The following is a 25,894-nucleotide window of genomic DNA, read 5'->3' on the forward strand; positions in this document are numbered from 1 at the left end:
TCTGCAGCTTTTCGACGACGTCGCCTTCGCCGATCAGGTCATGGGTGAGCTTGATGCCGGTGATTTCGGTAAAAGCCTTGGCGAGCGTTTTTGATTCATATTCATGCGTGGTCAAGGTTTCCGACACAACCTTGATATCCATGCCGGCAAACGGTTTTGCCGCATCGATGAACCACTGCATTTCCTTTTCCTGCTCGGCCCGGGTGAGCGACGACTGATCGCCGATTTCCGCGTCGAGGAATTTCTTGGCCGCATTCATGTCGGCGAAGGCCGAACCTGTCATTGCCAGCAGCATGGCTGCCGTCGTCGTCATCAGATGCCGTCGCATATCAATATCCTCCCGGTTGATGCGATGCAGTCCCAAAAACTCTGGCAGCCGGACCTCCTCCCGCCGCCAATTTGCCTGACCTCAAACAAAGCGGAATACGCCGATCGCGTAGACCACCGAAAGCGCCAGAGCCCACCACAGGCTGGGGCCTCCAAGACCCAGCCATGCGAGATGAATGAAGGCGGATCCGAGCAGTGAAACGAACAGGCGGTCTCCGCGTGTCGTCTCAAACCGCAGGATGCCGAGCCGCGGACCACCGCCCGGCGAAAAGAACTCCCAGATGCCCATGGCCGCAATGAGCGCGAAGATCGTGATGAAGAACACTGCCGTCGGCAAAGTCCAGGCCATCCATGAGAAGCTCATGAGACGCTCTCCTTTCTTACACACGGCCAAGGGCAAAACCCTTGGCGATGTAGTTGCGGACGAAATAGATGACGAGCGCGCCCGGAATGATGGTCAACACCCCGGCGGCGGCCAGCACACCCCAATCCATGCCCGAGGCCGACACCGTGCGGGTCATGGTCGCCGCGATCGGCTTGGCATCCGTCGTCGTCAGCGTGCGGGCGATCAGAAGTTCGACCCAAGAGAACATGAAGCAGAAGAAGGCGGCGACACCTATGCCCGACGCAATCAGCGGCATGAAGATTTTCACGAAAAAGCGCGGGAAGGAATAACCGTCGATATAGGCGGTTTCGTCTATCTCCTTCGGCACGCCGGACATGAAACCTTCGAGGATCCACACAGCCAGCGGCACATTGAACAGGCAATGGGCGATGGCAACGGCGATATGCGTGTCGATCAGACCGAAGGCGGAATAGAGCTGGAAGAAGGGCAAGGCAAAAACGGCGGGTGGCGCCATGCGGTTGGTCAACAGCCAGAAGAACAGGTGCTTGTCGCCAAGGAACCGGTAACGCGAGAAGGCGTAGGCCGCCGGCAGCGCCACCAGAACCGAAATCACCGTGTTCATCACCACATAGGTAATGGAGTTGATATAGCCGTTATACCAGGCGGGATCGGTGAAAATGACCGTGTAATTGCGAAGCGTCGGGTTCTGCGGCCACAGCGTCAGTTGGCCGAGGATCTCGCTATTCGTCTTGAAGCTCATGTTGATGAGCCAATAGATCGGCAGGGCCAGAAAGATGATGTAGATCACCGGGATCAGGAAACCGAAACGGGCGCCACTGCTGTTATTGATCAGATTGCTGTTCATGATCCGCTCCTCAACTCTGCTCGGCATCGCTCTGGGTCATGACGGTGTAGAACACCCATGACATGAGGAGGATGATCAGGAAGTAGATGATCGACATGGCCGCAGCCGGTCCCAGGTCGAACTGGCCGATCGCCATTTTTACGAGATCGATGGACAGGAACGTGGTGGAATTACCGGGCCCGCCGCCGGTGACGACAAAAGGTTCGGTATAGATCATGAATGAGTCCATGAAGCGCAGCAGCACTGCGATCAGCAGGACACGCTTCATTTTCGGCAACTGGATATGGCGGAAGACCGACCATCGCGACGCGCCATCGATACGGGCGGCCTGATAATAAGCGTCAGGAATGGAGACGAGACCGGCGTAACACAACAGCACGACAAGGCTCGTCCAGTGCCAGACATCCATGACGATGACGGTTGCCCAGGCATGCGCCGTGTTCTGGGTGTAGTTGTAGGAAATGCCGAGCGAATTGAGGAAATAGCCGAGCAGGCCAATATCGACGCGACCGAACACCTGCCATATGGTGCCGACCACATTCCACGGGATCAGCAGTGGCAGCGCCATCAGCACGAGGCAGACCGGCACGCCGGGACCATGTTTTGGCATGTTGAGCGCGATCAATATTCCGAGCGGCACTTCGATGGCGAGAATGACGGCGGAGAAGACCAGGTTGCGCCAGAGTGCATCCCAGAAACGCGGCGAGGTGAGGATTTCGACGAACCAGTCGGTACCGGCCCAGAAGAACTGGTTGTTTCCAAAGGTGTCCTGCACCGAATAATTCACCACCGTCATCAGCGGAATGACGGCGGAAAAGGCGACCAGCACCAGAACCGGCAGGACCAGAAACCAGGCTTTGTTGTTCCACGTCTTTTCCATGGTGCTAGCCCCCCTGCCCTGATGATTGGTTCTCGACCCGCCAGCTATCGGAAAAAATGCCGATGGCATGTTGGTCGAAGGACACTTTCGCATCCGTCGGGATGTCGTCGTCCTCGGCCAGCACGATGGACAGTGGCTGGCCGCAGAATGTGGCGCGCACGATCTTCTGGCGGCCGATGTCTTCCACCTTGTTGACTGTGACCGGCATGCCGTCGCGCCCGAGTTTTATGAATTCCGGGCGAATGCCGAGTTCTATTCTGCCCTCACCTTTGAGTGCGGGCGCATTGGCCAATGCGATCGTCTGGTCACCAACGCGGGCCATTGCTCCATCCACCGAGGCCGGCATAAAATTCATGCCCGGTGATCCGATGAAATAACCGACGAATGTGTGGCTCGGCCGCTCAAACAGTTCCGCCGGTGTTCCGATCTGCACGATCTGACCGTCATGCATGACGACCACCTTGTCGGCAAAGGTCAAAGCCTCGGTCTGGTCATGGGTGACATAGACCATGGTGAAACGCGATTGCCGGTGCAGCCGTTTCAACTGCGAGCGCAGCACCCATTTCATATGCGGATCGATAACCGTCAGCGGTTCGTCGAACAGGATGGCATTGACGTTTGCCCTTACAAGTCCGCGCCCGAGCGAGATTTTCTGCTTCTGGTCGGCGGTCAGCCGCTGCGCCCTGCGTTTCGCCATGCCGGCGAGATCTGTCATTTCGAGGATTTCGTTGACGCGTTTTTCGACCTCGGCTTCCGGCACCTTTCGATTGCGCAAAGGGAAGGCGAGATTATCGAATACCGTCATCGTGTCGTAGACGACCGGAAACTGAAACACCTGGGCGATATTGCGCTCTTCCGTGGAAAGCTGCGTGACATCCTTGCCATCGAACAGGATGCGGCCGTCAGACGGCTGCAACAGACCGGAAATGATGTTGAGCAGCGTAGTCTTGCCGCAGCCGGAAGGGCCGAGCAGCGCATAGGCACCGCCATCCTCCCATTCATGATGCACTTCCTTCAGCGCATAATCCCCGGCCGCCTTGGCGCGCGGGCTGTAGGCGTGGCGGATATGTTCGAGCGAAATGCGTGCCATATCGTCCCCTCCTTCACGCCGCGATCGGCGCAGCATTGAGCGCCTTGCCGGTCGATTGATCGAACGCCATCAGGTGGCGGCTGTCGAGATGGACCTCAATCTGCTGGTCCAGCTCGATATCGTGAATGCCATGCGCCAGCATCACCCAGCGGTGACCGGCGAAATCGAGATGAATGAAACTCTCCGAGCCGGCGATTTCCGAGACCAGCGTGCGCGCCTTCAAAGGCGTGGTGTGGCCGTTGGCGGCGTGGAGAAAGAGATGATGCGGCTGGAAGGCTAGGACGACCGGACCTTCGGCCACCGAAGCAAGATGCGGCGGCACCGACATCACCGGCTCTCCATTCAGCGCAAAACTGTTGCCCGAACGGACAAGCGCGATCGTGTTGAGCGGCGGGTCGGCGAAGATTTTTGCGGTAACGAGATCGGCAGGCTGACGGTACACGTCGACCGTCCTGCCGAACTGCGTCACGGCTCCCTCGTGCAGGGTAGCTGTAGAACCACCGAGCAGCAGTGCTTCGGAAGGTTCGGTGGTGGCGTAAACGAAGATCGCACCGGAGGCGGCAAAGAGTTTTGGCAGCTCCTCACGCAATTCCTCGCGCAGCTTGTAATCGAGATTGGCGAGCGGTTCGTCCAGCAGCACGAGATTGGCATTCTTGACGATGGCGCGCGCCAGCGCCGTGCGCTGCTGCTGGCCGCCGGAAAGATTGAGCGGTGTGCGATCGAGATAAGGCGTCAGCTTCAGAAGCTCGGCGGCCTTCTTCACCTCGCGGTCGATGGTGGCGGCATCCTTTCCGGCAATGCGCATCGGCGAGGCGATGTTTTCATAGACGGTCAAGGCCGGGTAATTGATGAACTGCTGGTAGACCATCGCGACATTGCGCTTCTGCACCGGCAGGCCGGTCACGTCGGCGCCATCGAAAAACACCGAACCCTCGGTCGGCTTGTCCAGCCCCGCCATCAGCCGCATCAGCGACGTCTTGCCGGCAAGCGTCGGCCCGAGCAGGACATTCAGCGTGCCCCGCTTTAATGTCAGGTCGGTCGGGCGAATATGATATTCGCCCGCCACCGTCTTCGACACGTTGCGCAATTCCAGCATACGAACCTCGGGCCTCCCAACCCTTGGATACAAGCGGCTATGTCGATGGCCTCAAGCGGCCCGGCGAACTCCCGACATGTATTCCTCCAGTCCCGCGGCCTCCTCCGCCGTCAGGACCAATCCCTGCTTGGTGCGGCGCCACAGCACATCTTCTGCCGTGACCGCCCATTCCTTTTCGATCAGGAAGCGGACTTCCGCCTCATGAAGCGTGCCACCGAAATGGCGACCAAGCCCCTCTATCGTTTTGGCATCGGCGAGGATCGCCTTTGCATCGGTACCGTAACACTTGATCAGCCGCGCCGCGTGGCGTTTCGACAGGAACGGATAAGCCGAAAGCAATTTCCGCTCTTCGCTGGCAGCGCCCGTGACGGCAAAATCACCACCCGGCAACCGGCTTTTAGCCGTCCAGGGCGTGCCCTTGGCGCCGATCGCCTCACCAATCTTTTCCAGCGCATGCTCCGAAAGCCGGCGATAGGTCGTCAGCTTGCCACCAAACACGTTGAGCAGCGGCGCGCCATCGGCATCGACTTTCAGCACATAATCGCGCGACGCTTCCTGGGCCTTCGACGCACCATCATCATAAAGCGGGCGCACGGCCGAATAGGTCCAGACGATATCTTCCGGCTTTACCGGCTCGGCAAAATATTCGCTTGCGGCATTGCAGAGATACTGAATCTCTTCCTGACTGATCTTAACGTCCTTCGGATCGTCGGAATAGTCGCGATCCGTCGTGCCGATCAGGGTGAAATCATTCTCGTAAGGAATAGCAAAGAAAATGCGGTTGTCCGGGTTCTGGAAGAAATAGGCGCGCGTATCGTCGAACTTCTTCTTCACGATGATATGGCTGCCCTGCACGAGACGGACATTATGGACATTGTTGCGGCCCATCGCGCCCGACAGAACCTGATCGACCCAGGGTCCGCCGGCATTGACCAGCATGCGTGCGCGGTGGCTTGTCGTGACACCGGATATTTCGTCGCGAACCTCGATCTGCCACAGACCGGCTTCGCGGCGGGCCGACACCACTTTCGCGCGGCTCATGATTTTTGCGCCACGATTGGCGGCATCGCGGGCATTGAGCACGACCATGCGGGCATCATCCACCCAGCCATCCGAATATTCGAACGCCTTGCCGAAAATAGGCTTTAACGGACGACCGGCCGGATCGCTCTTGAGGTTCAGCGTTTTTGTCGCTGGCAGCAGCTTGCGACCGCCAAGATGATCATAAAGGAACAGGCCGATCCGGATCAGCCAGGCCGGGCGCACACCGCCCTTCTGGAAAGGCAGGACAAAACGCAGCGGCCAGATGACATGCGGTGCCATCGCCCACAGCACTTCGCGCTCCATCAGCGCTTCGCGCACCAGACGGAATTCATAGTGTTCGAGATAACGCAGGCCACCATGGATCAGTTTGGTGGCGCCGGAAGACGTGCCGGAGGCAAAGTCGTTCATTTCCGCAAGCGCTACGGAATACCCACGGCCCGCCGCATCACGCGCGATACCGCAGCCATTGATGCCGCCGCCAATTACGAAAAGATCGAAAATCCTATCGTCCGACATAACCTTACCGATCCGCATAACTTCCATTGGCGCATTGCAGCATGCAATTGCGCAATTGCGAAACAACAACAGTCTAAAACGAAAGAAAAACGAATGTCAAATGAACATTAAAGATTGGTCGAAACCGGGATTTCAGCCCGTTTCAACCAGCCGCACGTCATGTTCCGCACAGATCCGCCTGATCTCCTCCGACGGACAGATATCGGTGATAAACGTATGCACCTGTGAAACATGCCCCATGCGAACCGGCGCCGTACGCTCGAATTTCGAGGCGTCCGACACAAGAATGACATGGCGGGCATTGGCGATGATCGCCTGCGCAACCTTCACTTCGCGAAAATCGAAATCGAGCAACGCGCCATCCGCATCGATGGCGGACACGCCGATGACCGCATAATCCACCTTGAACTGACGTATGAAATCGACCGCCGCCTCCCCGACGATGCCGCCATCCGAACCACGCACCACGCCACCGGCAATGATCACCTCGATAGAGGGGTAGACGCGCAAGCGATTGGCAACATTGATGTTATTGGTAATAACCATCAACTCCCGGTGATCCACCAAAGCCTCGCCGACCGCCTCCGTCGTGGTGCCGATATTGATGAAAAGCGAGGAATTGTCGGGAATGATATTGCCGGCGGCCTTGCCGATCGCCTGCTTCTGGGCCGCCGCCATCAGGCGCCGGGCATCGTATTTAACGTTTTCGTTGCCGCTTGGAAAAACTGCGCCGCCATGGATGCGGTTCAGCACCTTGCCATCGCACAGATCGTTTAGATCCTTGCGGATCGTCTGCGGCGTCACCTGAAAGAGATTGGCGAGATCCTCGACGAGCACCCTGCCTTGCGTCTTGGCGATCGCAAGAATGTCCTCTTGCCGACTGGAAAGCTGCATGATCCGCTCCGATTTTCGTTTTCCGTCATTTTATGGAAAAACGAAACCGCGACAAGGCATTTCGAAAGCGTTTCATTGGCTGGTATATCGGACCGTGGCGAAATGAAACGACCCGCAAAAACACCGTTGACAAGCTTTCGAATCGGGCGCATTGATGCCGACATGATCACGAACCTGTCCACCGCCTGCTCGTATTTTTGGTCGTACCTTTAAAGGGCGGCCAGACAGATCATATTGTCACAAAAGCCGCCGTCAGGCGGCTTTTTGATGAAAACAGCGTCCTGACGGCAAACCTCTCGAAGAAAAGCCAAGGACGAACACGATGCCAACCCTCTCTTCCGCACCGGATCTATTGAAACCGGCCGCCCTGCATGCGGGCAGCCAGATCGATATTGCCAAAACAGCACTCGCACGCCCGCCGGTCGTTGCCATCCGTGCCGCCCGCCGCGCCGACCTGCCGCAGCTCGGCGACATGATCGCGGCACTTGCAACCCACCACAACGATGCCTCGGCCATCACCTCGGAAATTCTCGAGCGCGACCTGTTTGGCCCGGTTCCGTGGATTACCGCGCTTGTGGCGGATGGTGGAGAAGGCCTGATCGGTTACGCGATCCTCGTGCCGCTCTACCGCGCCCAGGAAGGCAAGCGCGGCATGGACCTGCACCATTTGTTCGTGCGCGAAGGCCATCGCGGCCACGGCATCGGCCACCATCTGGTGACCCGCGCCCGTGATCTCGCCCGCAATGCCGGCTGCGATTATCTTTCGGTCGGCGCTGCCACCGGCAATTTTGCCGCCCACCGCTTTTATGAACACATGGATTTTAAACCGCGGCCGGTGACAGGCATGCGGTATACGCAGGCGCTGGCCTAAACGAGCCTTTTCGGCGATCCCCACCTTGGCTGGGATCGCCGGACTGCCGCGATCAGCGCGATGCGGCCTTGGCCAGAACTTTGGCTTTCACTCGTTTCCATCCAAGACACGACAGCTTTTCACCTGTCTTTGGTCGTCTGCCGGCGTCAACTCACCAAGCGCGCGACGAATATCGCGACTGTTGAGGTTGAGGCTTCGGCCTTGCGGGATGGACTGGCGATCTATCTTGGCCCATGCCGCCGCCTGAAACACCTCAGCATTGTTTGCATAATAGGCAAGGCAATCCGCCACAACAGGGTCGAAACCGATCAGGATGCGAAAGGCGCGACGATGCACTAAGCACGCCGCGCCATGATCTTTTCCTTCGAAGAAAACGGCAAAGCCGAGCGCATCGAGATCGTCACGCCAGATTGCCGCCCTCTCCTCCATCACATCAGGCCTCCATCATATCAGGCCGATGGGCTAAGGCGTTTCAGAAATGTGCCGCTGAGTGCGCCCAGCAGCGCCCAGAAGACAAAGCTGGTGACCGTTGCCACAACGACGAAACGGCGCTCCAGCTCGAGCGGCGCCAGAGGCTCCACGCCCGCCGGCGGCAGCGGCGCCCCCACCACATGCGGCGCGGCGATGAGAATGACGGCCAGCACCGCAGCCCAAGCTTCACGCCGCAAGACCAGCAGGCCGATACCGGCGGCAGTTGCCACCGCTGTGGCGATCCACCATGTCTGGCGCGCGGCAAGCTCCGCTGCCGGGCTGCCCGGCAATTCCGGCGGCAGGCCCACCATCGGCGCCAGCATGACCGAAGCGAAACCGCCAATGCCGAAGAAAAGCCCCGTGCGCCAGCCGAATGTAAAACTGGTCATGGACAGCAGGGCCGTCAGCACCAGCGAATAACCGATGGCGGTCAGCACATTGGCGCCGAGCGTATAGACCGTGCGCTCGAAACCATCGGCAGGCGCCCAGCCCTCGCCGTGATCGTGACCGGCGGCATCATGGGCTTCGGCTTCCGTTTCTGGCATCGCGTGATCATGCGCCGGCGTTGCCGCAGCATGCGAATGCTCGGCCGGCGCCGCACTTTCCGGCACAGCCGGACCGGCATCCTCATAGGTTTCAGCCTTGAGGATCAGCGGTTCGGTGCCGACCATCTGCATCAGCGTGATGGCAATACCGGTGATGATCCCCACCGGAACGGCGGAGAAGACAATAGATCTGAACATTTTTGAAAACTCCCCTCAGTGGCAGGGGAAAGCGTTGGCATGACGCACGTCATGCGCAGCATTGTGGACGACCTCGAGATGGGAAAAACCCACGAAGCCGATCACGAAAACCCCAAGGCAGGCAGCCATGGCGGATTGCACAAGGTTGGATGTTTTCGACGTCACGGCCGGTTTGGCCGCTTTTTCTGCGGTCTGGTTCTGCATGATGAAACCCCTCGTTACATATGCGTTGCTCACATTTGCACTGGCAGGTCTCCTGGCTCGCGGGTCGTTGTCGCGGAACGGGCCTTCCCGGTTTCCCAGTGGCCATGATCGTTCCGAACTCGCCGCTCACAGTTGCGGGGGCAGCCGCGAATGAGGAATTCCCTATCGCGTTCCCTTTTAATCCCCTGATCTCAAAGCGCGAAAGCAAGGGGAACCATTGCGACAGGAGTTGTGCGCCCGGGTTTGGCAGGTGTCAAGGCGCGGTTGCGCCGCCATCGCGGCACAACACGGGACCATATTCCGGGGCAGAATTATTTCCCCGGCACAGCCTTCAGATAGGCAGCGATCGCTTCGAGATCGCTCTTGGGCAGATGGGCAATGTTTTTCTGCACCTCCACCATCGAGCCGCCGACACTATCGAAATCCGGGGTGAAGCCGGTTTCGAGATAGTTGACGATCTCGTCCTCGCTCCAGGCGCCGATGGCCTCCGAGCCCGACGTGATGTCCGGGATACGCCCTTCGCCTTCCGGGTTCGGACCGCCGGTCAGCCATGCGCCGGCTTCGAAACCACCAAGCGCGTTGCGGGGCGTATGGCATTCGCCGCAATGGCCCGGCCCTTCAACCAGATACTGGCCACGCTTCACCTGATCGGAAGCGTTAGTGAGTTCCACACGTGGGCCATCGTCGAAATAAAGAAACTTCCAACCGCCGACGGCCAGCCGGATATTGAACGGAAACGGCAGATCGTGACCGGGCGCAACGTTACTGCTGGCCGGCAGGGATTTCAGGTAACCGAAGAGGTCGTTGACATCTTTGGGAGAAAGACGCGCGTAAGAACCGTACGGAAACGACGGATAGAGGTGTTCGCCTTTCGGACCGACACCGCGGGTCATGGCATTGCCGAACTGCGCCAGCGTCCAGCCCCCGATACCGGCCTGCGCATCGGAGGAAATGTTGGGAATATGGAACGTGCCAAAATTGCTCGGCAGCGCGCGCCCGCCGGACATGATTTTCAGCGCATCGCCTTCGGCACCCGGTGCGGCATGGCATCCTGCGCAACCGCCAGCCCAAAAGATCTGCTCGCCATTGGCGAGGTCAGGACCGCCGAGATTGGCCCAATGGCTTTCCGGCTGCGGATCGGGTGCCGTCAGCGCGTAAGCGCCGCCCAGTCCTGCCGCGCCAACGACAACCACTGCCGCCACGATTTTCGTGAAGGTCGATGCCATGTTCTTCTCCTGCCGCAAGCATGACGGCAGCCGGTCCCCAACAAGGCCCCGGCTGCAAATTCACATCAACGCTTCAGACGGTAGGTCTGGTGGCACTGGCCGCATTCGGCACCCAGCGTCTGCATGGCGTTCATGACGCCGGCAACATCGGTCGGTGCTGCCGCCAGGACGGCATCGGCATCAGCGCCGAGCTTCAGTGCTTTGGCGCGGAAATCCGATGGGTTTTCCCAGATCTTTGGCGAGGCTTCCGTGTCGTGACCGGTTTCGCTGCCGACCGGGAACTGATCCGGAAATGCTTTTGCCGAGGCGCTGATCGTCGTCAGCGCCGTCTTCACAGCCTCGGCGTCGAACGGCTTCTGTTCCTTGGCGATAGCGGCAAGCGCCCCCATGGAAGCGCCGATGGCTTTCATGCCGGCCTGACGCTCAACCTGCGGCTCGGCAGCAAAAGCCGAACCGAAGCCAAGACAGAGCGCCACGGCCGTCGCGGCCAGAGTCTTGATGTACATAGAAATCTCCCGGTTTTATCGGCCCGCATCAAACAGAGCCGAAAGATCTGCGCCGGCAGAATGACAAGGCTAAGCGACGGAAAGAAGTCACGTTTCTGTCAGGTCACCAGAGACATCACCGTTAACCGTTGACACTGCGTTCACCAGATAAATACGCCAAATTCACTCAACTTACTGTAACGCGCCTTTTATCCCCTCCCACAGCGTCAAGACCGATACGACAACCAGCAGAAACCCGGCCGTTCGCCCGACCCAGATTGTTGCCGAAGCGTTTCCGACAAGGGCGTTTCGCGCGCGGCCCGCCGCGATGGCAAGCCCGCCATACACGGCAAGCTGCGTGCCCGCTGTCATGGCCGCCATCACGGCCGCCTGCGGCGCTAAAGCCCCGAAATCGGGACGAAGGAATTGCGGATAGATGGCCAGCATGAAGAGATAGGCTTTTGGGTTCATCAGGCAGGTGACCGCGCCGCGGCGAAACGCTTCCCAATGCGAACGGCTGTCAGCCGGCCCGACATGATCGACGGTGATCGCACTGCGCATCAGCGTGAAACCGATCCACGCCATGTAAAGCGCACCTGCGATCAGCAACGGCTTGAACAGAACAGGCATAAGATTGGCCAGAAGCCCGACGCCAAGCGCGCCATAAAGCGAATGCACCAGCCCGCCCGCCATAATGCCGGCCGTGGCTGCCAAGCCCGATGCCCGCCCGCGCGTCAGGGAATTGGCGAGAACAAAGATCATGTCCATGCCCGGGACGACGATGATGCCGAAAAGAAGCGTGAAAAAGAGCCAGAGGTTTTCAGTATAGGTCATGTCAGTTGTCTACCCGCATCGGTTGATCCGCAAACAAGCAGGAGCTTGTTTTTCAAGCGCATATGCGGCCCTATACAAAAATGCTCCTGACAGCGTTCTGTCAGGAGCGATGGGGAGACGGGCAAAAAATGCGCAAGGCGTCACGCCTGTTCGAGATCATCCAGATCCTGCGGCTTGCAAAAGGGCCGGCCACCGCCGCCAGCATTGCCGAACAGCTGGAAGTGACGGTGCGCTCGATCTACCGGGATATTTCCGCCCTTCAGGGCATGCGCGTACCGATAGAGGGCGGCCGAGGCATCGGTTATATTCTGCGTCCCGGCTTCACACTGCCGCCGCTGATGTTGTCGATCGAGGAAACCGAAGCCATTGTCGTGGCGCTGGCGCTTCTGGAGCGTACCGGAGACAAGGGCCTGAAACAGGCCGCCCGGCAGGTAAACCGCAAGATTTCAGCTGTCGTGCCGCAGCCGCTTGCCGGCACGTTCACCGCCAATGCGCTGCACGCCTGGGGCAGCGCCGCCCCCGTGCCGGAAGGCGTGGACCTTGCCATGATACGGCAGGCCATACGCGATGAGCAGAAAATCCGGCTCGGCTATCGCGACGAGCAGGGTCGCGACAGCGAAAGGACGATCCAGCCGATCGCCCTTATCTATTATTCCCAGACCGCCAATATCGTCGCGTGGTGCGAGCTGCGCGCGGCAATCCGCAATTTTCGCACCGACCGGGTGACGCAATGCCGCCCGGTCGGTGATTTCTTCATCGGCGATGGTGAACGCCTGCGAAAATTGTGGGTCGATGGCTGGCAGAGCCAGTAGTCGCCTCGATGCACAAACGCCGCGTCACCGGCCCGGTCAATCCTCGCGATTGGTCGGCATCATCGACTCGATCGTGTCATCCTTGTCGATAAAATGGTGTTTCAGCGCGAAGGCGAGGTGACCGGCCACAACGATCAGCAGCGCCCAGGACAGGAACCAGTGGGCGGTAACGAGATAGGGCGTCAGCTCCGGGTTCTTTCCACCGAGCCCCGGAATGGTGAACAGGCCGGCGACCGGAATGCCGTAACCGGCCGAAGAAGAGTTCCACCAGCCGGAAACCGGCACGGCAACCATCAGGAAATACAAGGACCAATGGCCGAGATGCGTGAAAGTCTTCATGACCGCCGGCATTTCGCCAAGCGGCGGCGGGCTGTGGAACAGGCGCCAGATAATGCGCAAGGCGATCAGGAACAGCGTCGTGGTGGCGATGTTCTTATGCAGCGTGATCGCCCATACCTTTTGCGCGGTCTCGATGTCGTTGACGCCGTAATGCAACATGGCGCCGCCGTAATAACCGATAATCCAGGCAACGATGATGATCGCCGCCATCAGCCAGTGGAAAAACTTGGACGTCGGATTGAAATTGCGGACTTTTGGAGCACGGGCAATGGCCCTGCTCTCGATGGTCCCGGTATCTAGCGTACTGGCCATATCATGCCTCCCGGACAGATTGATCGCGTCATCAATAAATCTCTATAATTTGCGTTTTCCGGGCATCATTGATGAATTGATCTTTGCCATAATTTGCAAAAATCAACAACAATACCGGATTTATCTACAGGATTACTATTGATACACGCGGCAACAATCGCCAATAGTGGCAAAAAGTCGCTGACAACCGTCAATTCAACAAAATATACAAAGTATGGATTTGACGATCGACAACGCGCGCCGCTGAATTGAGACGCGACGCCGGCGATCGCAGGCTCAGGCTGCCATTACGGCGCGCAGCATTTCGGCAATCAGAGCGGCAGCGTGCGGCTCTCTTCGCGGCCATGGCCGATGATCTCGATGCGATCGGCAAAAATCTCCACGACCGAGAATGCATTTTCATCGGGCGTATCAACCATGCCCTTGAAGTTGACGAACCAGCTATTGCCCAATTGGCCAAGATTGCCCGTGTGCTGGTGACCGTTGAGATAGGCGACGACATTGCTGTAGGAAGCGATCATGGCTGCAACCTCCGCACTATCCCAAAGGTTATGGTCGCTGTCGGGATATAACGGATAATGGCCCATGATGACGACCTTTTCGCCATCCCAGGCGGCACGGTCGAGCACATCCCGCAACCACTCGAACTGGGTACGGCTGATGCCGGCATTCCAGTCCTTGGCATTGATCGCGCCCTTCGCCTCCAGTCCGGCCAATCGATCCACGGCCTGCGCATGCCGCTCCGGATCATGCCGGGTGGCAAACAGGCTTTCCTCGCAGCCATCGATGATCACGAAGCGAAACCCATCGCGGGCAAAGTGGTGATAGGGCGCAGGCATGCCAAGCCTGTCATGAACCTTGGCGAGATGCTCCGGCTCCACGAGAAAATCATGATTGCCGGGCAGAAAAAGGCACTCGTGCCGCGAGGTTTCAAAGAGCGGCAGGACTACGTCGAAATTTTCCCAGCCTCGGTCGATCAGATCGCCGAGCGTGACGATGAAAGCAAGCTCCTCACCATCCAGAACCTCGAGCGCCTGCGCGATCTTGGCCTTGCTCGCCTGATAATGGCGGTTCAGCGTCGGATGCGGGGGAAGCGCTGCATATTGGGGATCGGCCAGAACGCCGAAGCGTATGAGAGGTTTTTCGCGGGACATGGGCGCGAGATATGACGTCCGCATGACAGGCGTATGACGATACCGGCTTGCTCCAGAGACCTCTCCAACCTTATGAGGGTAAGGGCGGTCATTTCACCGACGATCTCACATGAAAGGCGTCACCTTGCGCGATTTCATCTATGCATTCTGGGCTGTTTTCTGGCGCTCAGCGATCATTTTGATCGTCAATGCCCTGATTTTACATGGCGCCGCGCAGTTGATGCATCTTCTGTTCCTACAGACGGACACGTCCATCAAAATACGATTGTCCCTAAGCCATCTGCCAGCCGCCGTATTTTTCACTCTGTTGGCGCTGCGCCATTCCGCTTCGGGAACACTTACGACGCAAAACCTCTCACCTGCTTGGCGTCATGTCTACCTTGCTCTGGCTGGCGCTTGCGCCCTCATCATCATCGCGAAAATGGGCGCGGCATTCTCGTTTCCGACTGAAACATGGATCATGACAGGGATGCTTCTGCCTCCTTTTTTGTTTCTGGTGCTGTGGCTGGCCCTGGCTATTTACCTGATGCGATCCCGCCAAAAGCCCGGCACAACAATGTAAACGGGGCCCTGAAACGCAAAAGCCCGGCGCAAAGGCCGGGCTTCCATCACGGGTTTTCCCCGAAAGCTTACTTCGTGGCAGCTTCGTAACGTTCCAGGACGTAGTCCCAGTTGATCAGGCTGTCGACGAAGGCTTCAAGATACTTCGGACGGGCGTTGCGGTAGTCGATGTAGTAGGAGTGTTCCCACACGTCGACGCCGAGGATCGGCTCTGCACCGTGAACCAGCGGGTTTTCGCCGTTCGGAGTTTTCGAGATTTCCAGCTTGCCGTTCTTGACGGACAGCCATGCCCAGCCGGAGCCGAACTGCGTGGTGCCGGCAGCAACGAAATCGGCCTTGAACTTGTCGTAACCGCCGAGGTCGGAAGCGATCGCGCTTTCCAGCTTGCCGGGCAGCTTGTTGCCGCCGCCGTCCTTCTTCATCCACTTCCAGAAATGGACGTGGTTGTAGTGCTGGGCAGCGTTGTTGAAGAGGCCGGCATTGGTGCCGAACGACTTCTTTACGACTTCTTCCAGCGACAGGTCGGCCATGCCGGCTTCAGCGGCCAGCTTGTTGCCGTTGTCGACATAGGCCTTGTGGTGCTTGTCGTGGTGATACTCAAGCGTTTCCTTCGACATGAAGGGCGCAAGCGCTTCGTAATCGTAGGGAAGTTCGGGAAGTTCAAAAGCCATGATCTTACTCCTTGGGCAAAAACAAGCTGGGTGAAGATGAGCGGGAACATAGGTTCCCGACGGCAGCGTGGCAACGTCTTTCGGACCAAAATTCTGGCAAAAATCAATGCGCCCGCAGTGTGTTGTTCTTCTCTAACGCCTGTTCGTGGAACATCGTTCCGAATGCATCGGCCACGGATGCGATCCGCATCGATCGCGTGGCTTCGCCATATCGCTGACGCAGAATTTTGAAAGAGACATGAACCGCAACGGAGACCATGATTCGATGAAAGCCACCCTGCTGACCCTCGCAACACTGTCCGCCACACTCTCGCTCGGACAGACCGCTCACGCCTCCTCCGACAATGCCTGGGCAGAGTTTTCCGCCGCAGTCGAAAAGGCCTGCATTAAGTCCGCCTCCGGCCAGATCGAAAAGGGCCGCGCCGTGGTCGATCCTTATGGCAGCCAGAAATACGGGCTTGCGATCGTCACCGGCCGACCGAGCGGCGTGTCGAAGAACAAGAAACTCGCCGATATCAGCGTCATCTGCGTGTACGACAAGAAGACCAAGGCGGCCGAAGTCGGTAGCGAAATCGAGATCGGCAAGGTGGGCGCGGCCGCATCCAAAAAATAGGAAACCAGCCGCTACCCAGCGTGGATGATCGTCTTTAACGTATCGCTGATCGGGTAGACCTCTTCCTTCGGCAAGGCGGCTTCAATCCGGGCATGTTCACCCCGCTTGCGGTGCTCGTTCAACTGCCTGACCGTGTCGCTGATATGCGTCAGCGATACGATCCATTCCTCGACATATTTGCACAGACTCTCGCCGGAGAGGCCGATCTGCAGGCTTCTGTGCCGTAGCGGCTGCATGTCGATATTTCGTTCCGGATCCCATTAAATGCGGGCATCGGTTGATGATAGCCGCCCTCGCCAGGCCTGCTCGGTTTCATCGCCAAAAGCCTCGTAGTGGCTGATACAGGCGTGCCCGAGCACTTCTTCAAAGCCGGTGCGCTTGATATCGATCGCAAAAACGCGCTTCTGATTGCATCCTTTTCGCCTCAGCCGCACCGATACATCATCCAGAGGAAGGATGGCTTTATCCAGGTCATCCTGTTGAGGCTGAAGGTCGGTGGGCCGAATTTGCCCTTGTCGAGCGCCCGCGTCAGCGATGGAATCACTATAGGCCTGTCAGACCCTGATCGTGTCCGGTCCAAAACCGGCTCCTATTTCTCTAAACATGACCTATCCATTCACGACAATGCGGCAGAACAAACACCTCCTGCAATATCGGGCGATTTCACCGCATCGCCTTGCAAGGGTGAGACGGTCTATATTGTCGTTTCGCAAATGAGATCACTTATGAAATCCGTCCGCCACCTTACCGCCCTGCTTCTGCTGGCAACAACCGCCACGACAGCAACGGCCTTCGCACAAGATGCCAAGCACGGGCGTCAGGTCTATCGCGCCTGCCTGCCCTGCCACGTCCCGGATGCCGACACCAACAAACTCGGCCCGCACCTTAAAGGCGTGTTGGGCCGGACCGCCGGCGGTGTCGAGGGATTTCGATATTCGCAGGCCATGCGCGATGCCGGCACTGGTGGTCTCGTGTGGGACGAAAAGGCCCTGTCGGAATTTCTATCCAGCCCCAAGCGCAAGGTGCCAGGTACCAGCATGCGTTTCTGGGGGTTCTGGACCCAATCGGAAATCGATGACGTTATCGCCTACCTCAAGACCAACCGCTGAAAATCGGCGCGGTATTTTTACCCAGAGCATACGAAAAAAGGATTACCAGTCAGCTTTGCGCAGGCTTGAGCATGTATCCCCTGACATCAATTGATTTTTCAACTGATCTTTTGATTTCACAAAGGGGTTTCGATGCGGGACGAATTGCATGATACCGCCCACTTGCAGGACGCTCTGCAGGCGAATGCGCTCGACGCACTTTTGAGCGAACTGATTTCACAGCAGCCATCCATTTCCATCTGCGAAACGTCGGCTCTGGAGACACAGGCCGACACTGCTCCTCTTGCCGATATGGCATTAGCCGACGTCATGCCGCTCAACGACGCTCCAATGGATGCGAGCGCCGACGAGGATGCCTTGCTCGCAGTTGAGCAGCCTGTTGAAATGGCACAGGCAGATACTACACCGCCGCCCATTGCGATGGAACCAGAAGCGTTACCTGACCCGCCGCAGGAGCCACTGCCGACCCGCGTCTACAGTATTGCCGACCTGATGCTGTTCGAAAGGCTGACGGGATACCGGCTCGTCGTCCAGCGGCAACTGTGGCGCTCGGTCGATAAAAGCGGCAACCGTGCGATAGCCGAAGACCGACTGTTTACGGTACTGGCAGAGGAAACCTTTCAGATCGCCGACCGAAATCGCCGCAACGGCACATCACCCCATGCCGACCTTTCCCCTGATGACCTTGCAGCGGCTATGAAGCCGATGCGCGGCATTGCGGCGCATCTGGGTGACCGGGGCATTCAGGCCTGGGACCGGCTGGAAATCGTTGTTCTGGCAGCCTTGGATCGCCGTAAGGCCGCCTGAACCCTCCACCACGCCAACTCCGTTCGTCGCGCGATGCAACCGCGCGACGCCCCTCCCGTCGCCGCCAGTCGTTGCAACTCCGGCGGCGGGAACCTTTTCCCGGCATAGATACTTGAATCCTGCTGAAACCAGCCAGCCGGGAGATGGCCGATGTTCGATTTCGCAACCTCCGACTTCCTGATGTTCATTCTGATCGGCTTTTTTGCCCAGATCATCGATGGCGCGCTCGGCATGGCCTTCGGCGTGCTGACCACGACCAGCCTCCTGGCGGTCGGCGTTCCGCCTGCTGCCGCAAGCGCAATGACCCACATCACCGAGTGTTTCACTACCGCGGCATCCGGCGCGTCCCATCTCTATCACCGCAATGTCGACTGGCGGCTGGTCCTGCGGCTAGCGCCCGCAGGCATGGTTGGCGGCGCCATCGGCGCCTATATTCTCTCCAATATCAATGGCGAAGCAATCGAGCCGTTGGTGTCGGTCTACCTGATCGGCATCGGCCTCTTCATCCTATACAAGGCCTTTAAGCCAAGATGGCCGCGCGATGTGCGCGACTGGATCATTCCTTATGTCGGTGGCGCCGGTGGTCTTCTGGATGCCATGGGCGGTGGCGGTTGGGGGCCGATCGTGACCAGCACACTTCTTGGCCGTGGTCATGAACCGAAAAAGGTGATCGGCTCGACCAACCTCACAGAATTTGCCGTTACCTTTGTGATCTCCCTGACATTCATCCTCGCGCTCGGCTGGTCGGACCTCTCTTCCGCTATCGGCCTTATCGTCGGCGGCATCCTGGCGGCTCCATTCGGTGCGCTGATCGTCAAAAAGATGCCGGTAAAGCCCCTGATGATCGCTGTTTCGATGATCATTATAGGCACCGCAGCTATTCGATTTGCCTGAAACAATATATGATTGACGTCTAATGTTTGATTTCTACAGTGAAGAGTGACACCTCGTCGGGAGCTTTGCATGGGCAACAAGGCAATTGAAAACTCGTCGGGCCTTGCCATGGTCGAGGCTATCCAACTGGCAATGGAAAATCTTCCCGTCGCCGTTGCGATTTTCGAGTTCGAGGGAAGGCCCGTTTATGCCAACCGTTGCTTCCGGCTGCTGCACGATCTCGACAGCCGCTGGATAACCGGGAATGAAACATTCCTTGACCTTGTTGAAACGGATCGCATGTCCGACTGGAAACAGGATCCCAAGACGTTCTTCGAAAACGTTCAGCGAGAGTTGGCTGCCGGCCGCAGCGTGCAGGCCCAGATTGAGGTCGGAGACAAGATCATCGCCGTGCATGACATGATGCTCGACGACCGGCACATTCTAACCACCCAGCAGGACGTAACTGCTCGCGTGCAGGCGGAAAGGCGGGTTTCGTATCTCGCTCACCACGATCCGATGACGGATCTCCCGAACCGCATCCATTTTTCGGCCCGGTTGGAAAGCCTGATCGAGGAAAGCAAGGTTACCCGCCGCCGTTTCGGCGTGATGAGCTTCGATGTCGACCGGTTCAAGGATATCAACGACCTGTTCGGGCACAATGCCGGCGATATCGTTTTGACCGAACTGGCAAGGCGGATGAAAACCGTGCTCGGGCCGCAGGACTTTGCGGCCCGACTGGGCGGTGACGAATTCACTGTCATCAGCACAGGTGACAGCCAGCCGGAAACGGTGACACGACTGGCAGAAAATCTGGCACAGGCGATGGATGAGGATATCGAAGTCGACGGCCGCTCGCTGCGAGTTGCCCTGAGCATCGGCATCGCCATGTTTCCGCAGGATGGCAACGACGCGGCAACTCTGCTCGCCAATGCCGATGCGGCACTCTACCGCGCCAAATCAGAAGGGCGCGGGCGATTTTGTGCCTTCAACGCCGGCATGGATCGGCGCATGCATGATCGCCGGGTCTTGCAACAGGATTTGCGACACGCGCTCGGCCGACAGGAACTGGCGCTCTACTATCAGCCACAGGCATCGGTTTCCGGTGAGATTTTCGGCTTTGAAGCCCTCTTGCGCTGGCAGCACCCGAGCCGCGGCCTGATTACGCCGGATCATTTCGTGCCGCTTGCTGAAGAAAGCGGCCTGATTGTCGAAATCGGCAGATGGGTGTTGCGAGAGGCCTGCCGGGAGGCAGCCAGCTGGCCCAACCAGTTGAAAATTGCCATCAATGTCTCACCGATCCAGTTCCGGCAGGAAGATCTCGTAAGGGACGTTCACGCCATTCTTCTGAATACCGGGCTTTCGCCAGAAAGGCTGGAACTGGAGATCACGGAGGGCGTTCTCGTGCAGGATTTTGCCCGCGCATTGCAAATCCTGCGAGGCCTGAAAGCGCTGGGCATCCAGATCGCTATGGACGATTTCGGAACGGGCTATTCGTCACTGTCCTACCTGCAAGCCTTCCCCTTCGACACGATCAAAATCGACAAGTCGTTTACCGCCAAATTGAGTACCGACACCAGCGCCGACGAGATCGTACGCGCCGTGATCGGGCTGGGTCGCGGTTTGAACATTCCGATCGTCGCCGAAGGCGTGGAGACAGAAGAGCAACGCGTCTTTCTGGAGGAGGCACAGTGCCAGCATATTCAAGGCTTTTTGATCGGCAAGGCCGAACCGATCGCGGAATATGCGCAACTGACCGGCGCAGACGCGGAGGCCTCCGTACCGGCACCGCAGCCCACGTCGGCCACGATAACGCATCTGCACCGGCGCTAGGGCGGTTCACTCATCGTGCATGGAATTGGACCTTGTTCCGGATTCAATCTGTGAACGATGCGGTCACAGGCTGCTGTCTTTGCCAGGATTACCTTGCACCTTAAGAAAACCTGAGCGAACTTTTGCGCCTTAAGCCTCCATCTTCTGCAAGGGATCACGATGACCAACCCGCAAGCCTCGTTTCTCGCCATCCTCCTGCATGGCGTCGGCTCCAATGGAGCCGACCTCGCCCCCTTGGGGACTGGCTGGCAGTCACGTCTTCCCGATGTCATCTTCGTATCGCCGAACGCGCCGGAACCTTCGGATTTCGGCTCCGGTTATCAGTGGTTCAGTGTTGCCGGTGTTACCGAGGAAAACCGCCCTGCACGCATCACCACCGCACGGCCGTCCTTCGATGCGGTCATTTCGACCATTATCGAGGAACACGGTTTCGCCGATCGTCTGGACCGGGTGGTGCTGGTCGGCTTTTCACAGGGAACGATCATGTCGCTCGATGCGGTGGCAAACGGTCGCTGGCCGGTTCGCGCCGTCATCGGCTTTTCCGGACGGCTCGCGACCGAAAAACCGCTGACGCCGGCGAAAGCAACAGATGTTCTGCTGGTTCACGGCACATCGGATGCCATCATTCCCTCATGGGAAACCGAAAAAGCCCAGACAGAACTAATAGCGGCCGGCATGACCATCGATACAATCATCGAGCCCGGTCTCGGGCATACGATATCGATCGGCGGCGCTGACCGGGCCTGCGATTTTCTGGAGAAGCTGGTGGAGGCTGCCATGTGACCGGATCGCAGCACCGGAATAATAACATGACAAATCCGGTAATATTTAAACCTCGCCAGATTGCCTTGGTCCTGCCGGGCTGCTAACCGCGTGCCCATGCACTCGGCACTGACACCGGATCTGCTTGGCACCTTCTTGAGCCTGCGCAAGCGTTTGCTTTCCACCATCTCGCGACTGGTGCATTCGCACGCCATCGCGGAGGATCTGGCACAGGACACGTTCGTGCGGCTGTGGGAGCGGCGGGCAACACCGATCGATCCGGGTCATTTGCAGAATTATGTACTGCGCACCGGCCGCAATCTCGCCATCGACTTCCGCCGACGGGAACGGATTGCGCCGTTTGTGCATGGTATCGAGCATTTGGACTTCATTGCCGACCATACCCCCAGCCCGGAAGACGCCGCCATCGGCAAGCAGAAACTGTTGACTTTATCGGCTGCCATCGAGGCGCTGCCTCCGCGCGCGCGGCAGGTGTTCGTGATGGCGCGTATTGATGGCCTGACCTATGTCGAAATCGGCAAAAAGCTCGGTATCTCCCCCAAAACCGTCTTCAGTCATATGGTCTCGGCGCTTGAAAAGCTGGATTCGTCCTGCCTTGCGGATAGCCGGGAATAAAACCAGGCGGCGACCAAGGTTTTTGCCGACCTCATTCGTAATGATGGACATGGATGATGGGACGAAGAGGCCCGAGGCACTATGGGCAAAAGCACAGATACTGACTTGCATGATGATGCTGGCGACAGCTTGACCCACGAGGCGGCAACCTGGTTCGCCCATCTGCTTGACCCCGCCACACCGCAATCCGATTATGTCCGTTTCCGCCACTGGCTGGAGGCGGACGAACGCCACGCCGTGGCCTATGCCCGGATCGAGCGCCTGTGGGGACAGGCCGCGGCCGAACCGCGGCAGACCGGCATTGCGCGCCGCACGGCATTGAAGACTGCCGGTGGCGTACTTCTACTGGCTGGCATCGGCGCAGCCTGGACAGCCGGTGTACGACGTCCCGACTTTTCAACCGGCACAGGAGAAATCCGTATCGTTTCCCTACCGGACGGCTCGACAGCAGAGCTTTCCGCCGGTAGCGCGATTTCCATCGACTTTCACAATACCGGACGCAGCGTTCTCCTCCATGCTGGCGAGGCCTATTTTACAGTGACGCCGGATGCCCGCCGTCCTTTCGTGGTTGAAGCAGGTCCGTTAAAGGCTGCAGCGCTGGGCACCGCCTATTCCGTTGCTATCACACCCGAACGGCTGAGCGTGGTCGTTGCAGAACACGATGTCCGGGTGGAGGCTCATGGCAAGCGCCTTGATCTGACCGAAGGCGATGCGGTGGACTATGAAAACGGCAGGCTCGGAACCATCACCAGGGAGGAAGCGGAAGGCCGCCTCGGCTGGCGCAAGCGACAGCTCGTTTTCCTGTCTCGGCCACTCGGTGACGTGGTCGCGGAACTCAACCGCTGGCGCGCCGGCCGCCTCATCGTGCTTGATCAGGCGCTCTCGGATCGTCGCGTCACGGCCATCATCGACATCAACGACATTGCCCGCATCGATCGCACGCTGGAACAGGGACTGCCGGTCACACTCACCCATTACACCCCGCTGCTGACGCTCGTTTCGGCGCGGCATTAATTTCTCGAAAATAATTCTACCGATGCACTCAGGTTTTCTCGCCTCCCGTTCGTATGGGTCCTTGAGCGGCGCTGGGCGGCGTCGCGCCAATGCGTGTAGAGGGGCATGAACATGTTGCGTAAAATCGGATCCCGTATGGTCGGCGTCGGGCTTGGCTGGACCTTGCTGACCAGCACTAGTCTTGTCGCAGTCGTTTCGGCGGCGCAGGCACAGGAAGCAGCTCGGGTCCATAATTTCAGCATCCCTTCCCAGAACATTGCGGCCGCCCTCGTCCGATATTCCTCGCTCACCGGCATCAACATCGTTTATGACGGCAGCCTGCCGGCTGGCACCCGCAGCAACACGGTCAGCGGCCGCTTGTCCGACCAGCAGGCACTCGGCCAACTGTTTTCCGGCTCGGGCCTGACCTATCGCTTTGGCGCCAACGACACTGTCACCATCATTGCACCGGCGACAACATCCGGCGGTGTTGCGGCCGACGGCACGACCATGCTCGGAACCATCACCGTTGAAGGCGAAAACGGCCGCAGCTATGCCGCCGCCGACAGCAGCGTCGGCACCAGGACGGACACGCCGCTGCGCGACGTCCCGCAGTCGATCCAGGTGGTCAAGCGCAGCGTGATCACCGACCAGCAGGCAACGACGCTGACCCAGGCCCTGCAGAACGTTTCCAACGTGCAGCAGAGCAATACCGGCGCCAACCGCGCCGAAACCTTTATCACCCGCGGCTTTTCATCCAACAACTATGCCATCGACGGATCGGTGCTTAATGCGACCGGCAGCCGCCCGGAGGTCAACCCAGACCTTGCCGGCGTCGAACGCGTCGAAGTGCTGAAGGGGCCGGCTTCCGTGCTTTACGGCCGCGGCGAGCCCGGCGGCCTGATCAACATCGTTACTCGCCGCCCAACCACGACCCCGACGGCGGAAGTCACCACACAGTTCGGCAGCTTCGGTTTTCGTCGTGCGGAAGCAACTGCCAGCGGGCCCTTAAACGACGATGCGAGCCTGACCGGCCGCATCACCGGCGCCGCCCAGCGCGAGGAAGGGTTTGTCGAAAACCGGCCCGACAGCGAGCGCCAGTACATCGGTGGCGTTCTGGAATGGAACCCGGACGAGGACACCAAGGTCTCGCTCAGCATCGACCACACCCGCCAGGAACAGCCCTACGACCGCGGGCTGGTTGTCGGGCCCGATAACAAAATCATCGACGTGCCCTATGACAGCTATTTCGGCGAAGACTGGTCGATGGTGAACAGCCGCAAGACCCGTATCTCGCTGTCGGCCGAACACCAGACCACCGACTGGCTGAAGTTGCGGAGCACCGTTCGTTACGACGATGCCTATACGACGGACACCGGCATCGATCTTCGCGGCCTCCAGAGCGACGGGCGCACGCTAAACCGTCGATACACCGACCGTATCGAAGACATGCACAATCTTGACCTGCAATTCGAAGGCATCATGACCTTCGACACCGGCAGTATCGGGCACACCGTTCTCGCCGGTGTACAGCATACCCGCTCGCATATGGACTTCTGGTCTGCTCGCGCGAACATTGCGCCCATCGACATCTATAATCCGGTCTATGGCGCCCCGATGACGCCGACGACGCTCGAGAATGTCTATAGCCAGGATATTCTTGCGAGCTCCGTCTATCTGCAGGACCAGATCGAGTTCTCCGACCAGTGGAAAGGTCTTGTCGGTTTCCGTTACGACCACTTCGACCACACTGTCGAGCATCGAGTCGGCGATGAAGAACCGCCGTTCGAAGGCGGCGCGTTGACCTGGCGGGCCGGCCTTGTCTATCAGCCGACCGATCGGCTGTCCTTCTACACCAGCTATGCCACCAGCTTCATGCCGCAAAGCGCACTCGGCACGGATCGACAGGTGTTGGATCCGGAAAAAGGCTGGCAGGTCGAGGCAGGTGTAAAGGCCGACTTGACCGACCGCCTTTCGGCCACGTTCTCGGTTTTCCATATCACGAAGGACAATGTTGCGGTCAGCATCGAGGACACCGATTTCTCACGTCTTGTCGGCCAGCAGCGTTCGCGTGGCGCGGAAATCGACATTACCGGCGAAATCGCGGATGGCTGGCAGGTGATCGCATCGCTCGGTTATGTCGATGCCGAGGTCACCAAAGATGACAATCCGGCCTATGTGGGCAATCGCCTGATCGGCACACCTTACTGGAGCGGTAGCCTGTGGACGACCTACGAGTTCCAGACCGGCAAGCTCGAAGGCCTGAAGCTCGGTGCCGGTATCACCGCCGTCGGCGAGCGCGCCGGTGATCTGGAGGAGCCCTTCTATATCGATGGGTATTACCGCGTCGATGCCGCTATCTCCTACAAGATCAGCGACAACCTCAATTTCTCACTCGTCGGCCGCAACCTGACAGACGAGAAATATATCGAAAGTACTGCCAGCCGGACGGAAAACCATCCGGGCGCACCGATCAACTTCATGGCCGCCCTCAAGGCGTCCTTCTGATCGATCGATGCAGCAGGCG

The 25,894-nt window shown here is 58.7% G+C and carries 30 protein-coding genes, 1 pseudogene and 1 riboswitch (1 of these 32 running past the window's edge); of the genes and pseudogenes, 12 read left to right on the forward strand and 19 right to left on the reverse strand.

Features of this window, described 5'->3' with window-relative positions; translation table 11 throughout:
• From GAO09_RS02960 to GAO09_RS02995, 8 genes are all read right to left on the reverse strand, one after another.
• A protein-coding gene (locus GAO09_RS02960) for an ABC transporter substrate-binding protein (RefSeq protein ID WP_153352533.1) crosses the window boundary here: on the reverse strand, window positions 1-328 show its 5' end (the start). Its footprint begins 1,394 nt before the window's first position; the window shows 328 of its 1,722 coding nt (coding positions 1-328); it begins with the start codon at window positions 326-328; its stop codon lies off the left edge, out of view.
• 81 nt (window positions 329-409) lie between these two features.
• Entirely contained in the window at window positions 410-691 is a 282-nt protein-coding gene (locus tag GAO09_RS02965; RefSeq protein WP_153352534.1) for a DUF2160 domain-containing protein, read from the reverse strand.
• Window positions 692-707: 16 nt separating this feature from the next.
• Window positions 708-1,538 carry a carbohydrate ABC transporter permease gene (locus GAO09_RS02970; RefSeq protein WP_153352535.1) on the reverse strand — a complete coding sequence of 277 codons (831 nt, stop codon included), beginning with the start codon at window positions 1,536-1,538 and terminating at the stop codon, window positions 708-710.
• Between the two features lie 10 nt (window positions 1,539-1,548).
• Complete coding sequence (locus tag GAO09_RS02975; RefSeq protein ID WP_153352536.1) at window positions 1,549-2,418, reverse strand: carbohydrate ABC transporter permease; 870 nt, start codon at window positions 2,416-2,418, stop codon at window positions 1,549-1,551.
• Window positions 2,419-2,422: 4 nt separating this feature from the next.
• Window positions 2,423-3,508, reverse strand: coding sequence for an ABC transporter ATP-binding protein (locus tag GAO09_RS02980; protein ID WP_153352537.1), 1,086 nt, complete (start codon window positions 3,506-3,508; stop codon window positions 2,423-2,425).
• Window positions 3,509-3,521: 13 nt separating this feature from the next.
• Window positions 3,522-4,604, reverse strand: coding sequence for an ABC transporter ATP-binding protein (locus GAO09_RS02985; RefSeq protein WP_153352538.1), 1,083 nt, complete (start codon window positions 4,602-4,604; stop codon window positions 3,522-3,524).
• A gap of 51 nt (window positions 4,605-4,655) precedes the next feature.
• Window positions 4,656-6,164: a glycerol-3-phosphate dehydrogenase gene (gene glpD, locus GAO09_RS02990; RefSeq protein ID WP_153352539.1), complete on the reverse strand. Its 1,509-nt coding sequence runs from the start codon at window positions 6,162-6,164 to the stop codon at window positions 4,656-4,658.
• 132 nt (window positions 6,165-6,296) lie between these two features.
• Complete coding sequence (locus tag GAO09_RS02995; protein WP_153352540.1) at window positions 6,297-7,058, reverse strand: DeoR/GlpR family DNA-binding transcription regulator; 762 nt, start codon at window positions 7,056-7,058, stop codon at window positions 6,297-6,299.
• A gap of 322 nt (window positions 7,059-7,380) precedes the next feature.
• Between GAO09_RS02995 and GAO09_RS03000 the strand changes: the two genes are divergently transcribed.
• Window positions 7,381-7,929: a GNAT family N-acetyltransferase gene (locus tag GAO09_RS03000; protein ID WP_153352541.1), complete on the forward strand. Its 549-nt coding sequence runs from the start codon at window positions 7,381-7,383 to the stop codon at window positions 7,927-7,929.
• 87 nt (window positions 7,930-8,016) lie between these two features.
• On the opposite strand, the gene GAO09_RS03005 is transcribed toward GAO09_RS03000, so the two are convergent.
• From GAO09_RS03005 to GAO09_RS03030, 6 genes are all read right to left on the reverse strand, one after another.
• Window positions 8,017-8,358 (reverse strand): hypothetical protein, encoded by a 342-nt coding sequence (locus GAO09_RS03005; protein ID WP_235937917.1) that lies wholly within the window; start codon window positions 8,356-8,358, stop codon window positions 8,017-8,019.
• A gap of 20 nt (window positions 8,359-8,378) precedes the next feature.
• Window positions 8,379-9,143, reverse strand: a complete 765-nt coding sequence (locus GAO09_RS03010; protein WP_153352542.1) for a CbtA family protein — start codon at window positions 9,141-9,143, stop codon at window positions 8,379-8,381.
• 15 nt (window positions 9,144-9,158) lie between these two features.
• Window positions 9,159-9,347: a CbtB domain-containing protein gene (locus tag GAO09_RS03015; RefSeq protein WP_153352543.1), complete on the reverse strand. Its 189-nt coding sequence runs from the start codon at window positions 9,345-9,347 to the stop codon at window positions 9,159-9,161.
• A gap of 25 nt (window positions 9,348-9,372) precedes the next feature.
• Window positions 9,373-9,581, reverse strand: a riboswitch (cobalamin riboswitch).
• Between the two features lie 77 nt (window positions 9,582-9,658).
• Window positions 9,659-10,573 carry a cytochrome c gene (locus tag GAO09_RS03020; protein WP_153352544.1) on the reverse strand — a complete coding sequence of 305 codons (915 nt, stop codon included), beginning with the start codon at window positions 10,571-10,573 and terminating at the stop codon, window positions 9,659-9,661.
• Between the two features lie 65 nt (window positions 10,574-10,638).
• Complete coding sequence (locus GAO09_RS03025) at window positions 10,639-11,079, reverse strand: c-type cytochrome (RefSeq protein WP_153352545.1); 441 nt, start codon at window positions 11,077-11,079, stop codon at window positions 10,639-10,641.
• A gap of 171 nt (window positions 11,080-11,250) precedes the next feature.
• On the reverse strand, window positions 11,251-11,892 hold the full coding sequence (locus tag GAO09_RS03030; protein WP_153352546.1) for a LysE family translocator: 642 nt from the start codon (window positions 11,890-11,892) through the stop codon (window positions 11,251-11,253).
• Between the two features lie 128 nt (window positions 11,893-12,020).
• Between GAO09_RS03030 and GAO09_RS03035 the strand changes: the two genes are divergently transcribed.
• Window positions 12,021-12,704 carry a helix-turn-helix transcriptional regulator gene (locus tag GAO09_RS03035; protein WP_153352547.1) on the forward strand — a complete coding sequence of 228 codons (684 nt, stop codon included), beginning with the start codon at window positions 12,021-12,023 and terminating at the stop codon, window positions 12,702-12,704.
• Window positions 12,705-12,740: 36 nt separating this feature from the next.
• On the opposite strand, the gene GAO09_RS03040 is transcribed toward GAO09_RS03035, so the two are convergent.
• Both GAO09_RS03040 and GAO09_RS03045 read right to left on the reverse strand, forming a co-directional pair.
• Window positions 12,741-13,355, reverse strand: coding sequence for a cytochrome b (locus GAO09_RS03040; RefSeq protein ID WP_153352548.1), 615 nt, complete (start codon window positions 13,353-13,355; stop codon window positions 12,741-12,743).
• A 311-nt stretch (window positions 13,356-13,666) separates the two neighbouring features.
• Complete coding sequence (locus GAO09_RS03045) at window positions 13,667-14,509, reverse strand: metallophosphoesterase (RefSeq protein WP_153352549.1); 843 nt, start codon at window positions 14,507-14,509, stop codon at window positions 13,667-13,669.
• A gap of 109 nt (window positions 14,510-14,618) precedes the next feature.
• On the opposite strand from GAO09_RS03045, the gene GAO09_RS03050 reads away from it, so the two are divergent.
• The gene (locus tag GAO09_RS03050) at window positions 14,619-15,071 is read left to right on the forward strand and encodes a hypothetical protein (RefSeq protein ID WP_153352550.1); all 453 of its coding nucleotides are present in this window, start codon (window positions 14,619-14,621) and stop codon (window positions 15,069-15,071) included.
• Window positions 15,072-15,138: 67 nt separating this feature from the next.
• Here the strand turns inward: GAO09_RS03050 and GAO09_RS03055 are convergent, their stop codons facing one another.
• A complete protein-coding gene (locus GAO09_RS03055) occupies window positions 15,139-15,741 on the reverse strand; it encodes a superoxide dismutase (RefSeq protein ID WP_153352551.1) in 603 nt (200 codons plus the stop codon).
• A gap of 265 nt (window positions 15,742-16,006) precedes the next feature.
• Between GAO09_RS03055 and GAO09_RS03060 the strand changes: the two genes are divergently transcribed.
• On the forward strand, window positions 16,007-16,354 hold the full coding sequence (locus GAO09_RS03060) for a hypothetical protein (RefSeq protein ID WP_153352552.1): 348 nt from the start codon (window positions 16,007-16,009) through the stop codon (window positions 16,352-16,354).
• A gap of 11 nt (window positions 16,355-16,365) precedes the next feature.
• On the opposite strand, the pseudogene GAO09_RS29840 reads toward GAO09_RS03060, so the two are convergent.
• A pseudogene (locus GAO09_RS29840) lies at window positions 16,366-16,788 on the reverse strand (DUF4291 family protein).
• Window positions 16,779-16,898 carry a DUF4291 family protein gene (locus tag GAO09_RS30410; protein WP_209018579.1) on the reverse strand — a complete coding sequence of 40 codons (120 nt, stop codon included), beginning with the start codon at window positions 16,896-16,898 and terminating at the stop codon, window positions 16,779-16,781. The pseudogene GAO09_RS29840 and the gene GAO09_RS30410 overlap by 10 nt, the downstream one beginning before the upstream one ends.
• A 181-nt stretch (window positions 16,899-17,079) precedes the next feature.
• Here GAO09_RS30410 and GAO09_RS03080 point away from each other — a divergent pair, with 181 nt between their 5' ends.
• From GAO09_RS03080 to GAO09_RS03115, 8 genes are all read left to right on the forward strand, one after another.
• Window positions 17,080-17,463: a c-type cytochrome gene (locus GAO09_RS03080; RefSeq protein WP_153352555.1), complete on the forward strand. Its 384-nt coding sequence runs from the start codon at window positions 17,080-17,082 to the stop codon at window positions 17,461-17,463.
• A 132-nt stretch (window positions 17,464-17,595) separates the two neighbouring features.
• Window positions 17,596-18,270, forward strand: coding sequence for a hypothetical protein (locus GAO09_RS03085; protein ID WP_153352556.1), 675 nt, complete (start codon window positions 17,596-17,598; stop codon window positions 18,268-18,270).
• Window positions 18,271-18,420: 150 nt separating this feature from the next.
• The gene (locus GAO09_RS03090; protein WP_153352557.1) at window positions 18,421-19,164 is read left to right on the forward strand and encodes a sulfite exporter TauE/SafE family protein; all 744 of its coding nucleotides are present in this window, start codon (window positions 18,421-18,423) and stop codon (window positions 19,162-19,164) included.
• 69 nt (window positions 19,165-19,233) lie between these two features.
• A complete protein-coding gene (locus GAO09_RS03095) occupies window positions 19,234-20,976 on the forward strand; it encodes a putative bifunctional diguanylate cyclase/phosphodiesterase (RefSeq protein ID WP_153352558.1) in 1,743 nt (580 codons plus the stop codon).
• Window positions 20,977-21,135: 159 nt separating this feature from the next.
• The gene (locus GAO09_RS03100; protein ID WP_153352559.1) at window positions 21,136-21,759 is read left to right on the forward strand and encodes an alpha/beta hydrolase; all 624 of its coding nucleotides are present in this window, start codon (window positions 21,136-21,138) and stop codon (window positions 21,757-21,759) included.
• 96 nt (window positions 21,760-21,855) lie between these two features.
• Window positions 21,856-22,374: an RNA polymerase sigma factor gene (locus GAO09_RS03105; protein ID WP_153352715.1), complete on the forward strand. Its 519-nt coding sequence runs from the start codon at window positions 21,856-21,858 to the stop codon at window positions 22,372-22,374.
• 105 nt (window positions 22,375-22,479) lie between these two features.
• The gene (locus GAO09_RS03110; RefSeq protein WP_209018580.1) at window positions 22,480-23,388 is read left to right on the forward strand and encodes a FecR family protein; all 909 of its coding nucleotides are present in this window, start codon (window positions 22,480-22,482) and stop codon (window positions 23,386-23,388) included.
• 111 nt (window positions 23,389-23,499) lie between these two features.
• A complete protein-coding gene (locus GAO09_RS03115; RefSeq protein ID WP_209018581.1) occupies window positions 23,500-25,875 on the forward strand; it encodes a TonB-dependent siderophore receptor in 2,376 nt (791 codons plus the stop codon).
• The last annotated feature ends 19 nt before the right edge of the window (window positions 25,876-25,894 follow it).

The sequence above is a fragment of the Endobacterium cereale genome (assembly GCF_009617585.1).
In the GTDB taxonomy this organism is placed as follows: Bacteria; Pseudomonadota; Alphaproteobacteria; order Rhizobiales; family Rhizobiaceae; genus Neorhizobium; species Neorhizobium cereale.

Excerpts from the sequence above, each read along its gene's own strand:
- GAO09_RS02965 (WP_153352534.1), bottom strand. The coding sequence starts at position 691 with ATGAGCTTCTCATGGATGGCCTGGACTTTGCCGACGGCAGTGTTCTTC.
- GAO09_RS02970 (WP_153352535.1), bottom strand. The coding sequence starts at position 1,538 with ATGAACAGCAATCTGATCAATAACAGCAGTGGCGCCCGTTTCGGTTTC.
- GAO09_RS02975 (WP_153352536.1), bottom strand. The coding sequence starts at position 2,418 with ATGGAAAAGACGTGGAACAACAAAGCCTGGTTTCTGGTCCTGCCGGTT.
- GAO09_RS02980 (WP_153352537.1), bottom strand. The coding sequence starts at position 3,508 with ATGGCACGCATTTCGCTCGAACATATCCGCCACGCCTACAGCCCGCGC.
- GAO09_RS02985 (WP_153352538.1), bottom strand. The coding sequence starts at position 4,604 with ATGCTGGAATTGCGCAACGTGTCGAAGACGGTGGCGGGCGAATATCAT.
- glpD (WP_153352539.1), bottom strand. The coding sequence starts at position 6,164 with ATGTCGGACGATAGGATTTTCGATCTTTTCGTAATTGGCGGCGGCATC.
- GAO09_RS02995 (WP_153352540.1), bottom strand. The coding sequence starts at position 7,058 with ATGCAGCTTTCCAGTCGGCAAGAGGACATTCTTGCGATCGCCAAGACG.
- GAO09_RS03000 (WP_153352541.1), top strand. The coding sequence starts at position 7,381 with ATGCCAACCCTCTCTTCCGCACCGGATCTATTGAAACCGGCCGCCCTG.
- GAO09_RS03005 (WP_235937917.1), bottom strand. The coding sequence starts at position 8,358 with ATGGAGGAGAGGGCGGCAATCTGGCGTGACGATCTCGATGCGCTCGGC.
- GAO09_RS03010 (WP_153352542.1), bottom strand. The coding sequence starts at position 9,143 with ATGTTCAGATCTATTGTCTTCTCCGCCGTTCCGGTGGGGATCATCACC.
- GAO09_RS03015 (WP_153352543.1), bottom strand. The coding sequence starts at position 9,347 with ATGCAGAACCAGACCGCAGAAAAAGCGGCCAAACCGGCCGTGACGTCG.
- GAO09_RS03020 (WP_153352544.1), bottom strand. The coding sequence starts at position 10,573 with ATGGCATCGACCTTCACGAAAATCGTGGCGGCAGTGGTTGTCGTTGGC.
- GAO09_RS03025 (WP_153352545.1), bottom strand. The coding sequence starts at position 11,079 with ATGTACATCAAGACTCTGGCCGCGACGGCCGTGGCGCTCTGTCTTGGC.
- GAO09_RS03030 (WP_153352546.1), bottom strand. The coding sequence starts at position 11,892 with ATGACCTATACTGAAAACCTCTGGCTCTTTTTCACGCTTCTTTTCGGC.
- GAO09_RS03035 (WP_153352547.1), top strand. The coding sequence starts at position 12,021 with ATGCGCAAGGCGTCACGCCTGTTCGAGATCATCCAGATCCTGCGGCTT.
- GAO09_RS03040 (WP_153352548.1), bottom strand. The coding sequence starts at position 13,355 with ATGGCCAGTACGCTAGATACCGGGACCATCGAGAGCAGGGCCATTGCC.
- GAO09_RS03045 (WP_153352549.1), bottom strand. The coding sequence starts at position 14,509 with ATGTCCCGCGAAAAACCTCTCATACGCTTCGGCGTTCTGGCCGATCCC.
- GAO09_RS03050 (WP_153352550.1), top strand. The coding sequence starts at position 14,619 with ATGAAAGGCGTCACCTTGCGCGATTTCATCTATGCATTCTGGGCTGTT.
- GAO09_RS03055 (WP_153352551.1), bottom strand. The coding sequence starts at position 15,741 with ATGGCTTTTGAACTTCCCGAACTTCCCTACGATTACGAAGCGCTTGCG.
- GAO09_RS03060 (WP_153352552.1), top strand. The coding sequence starts at position 16,007 with ATGAAAGCCACCCTGCTGACCCTCGCAACACTGTCCGCCACACTCTCG.
- GAO09_RS03080 (WP_153352555.1), top strand. The coding sequence starts at position 17,080 with ATGAAATCCGTCCGCCACCTTACCGCCCTGCTTCTGCTGGCAACAACC.
- GAO09_RS03085 (WP_153352556.1), top strand. The coding sequence starts at position 17,596 with ATGCGGGACGAATTGCATGATACCGCCCACTTGCAGGACGCTCTGCAG.
- GAO09_RS03090 (WP_153352557.1), top strand. The coding sequence starts at position 18,421 with ATGTTCGATTTCGCAACCTCCGACTTCCTGATGTTCATTCTGATCGGC.
- GAO09_RS03095 (WP_153352558.1), top strand. The coding sequence starts at position 19,234 with ATGGGCAACAAGGCAATTGAAAACTCGTCGGGCCTTGCCATGGTCGAG.
- GAO09_RS03100 (WP_153352559.1), top strand. The coding sequence starts at position 21,136 with ATGACCAACCCGCAAGCCTCGTTTCTCGCCATCCTCCTGCATGGCGTC.
- GAO09_RS03105 (WP_153352715.1), top strand. The coding sequence starts at position 21,856 with ATGCACTCGGCACTGACACCGGATCTGCTTGGCACCTTCTTGAGCCTG.
- GAO09_RS03115 (WP_209018581.1), top strand. The coding sequence starts at position 23,500 with ATGTTGCGTAAAATCGGATCCCGTATGGTCGGCGTCGGGCTTGGCTGG.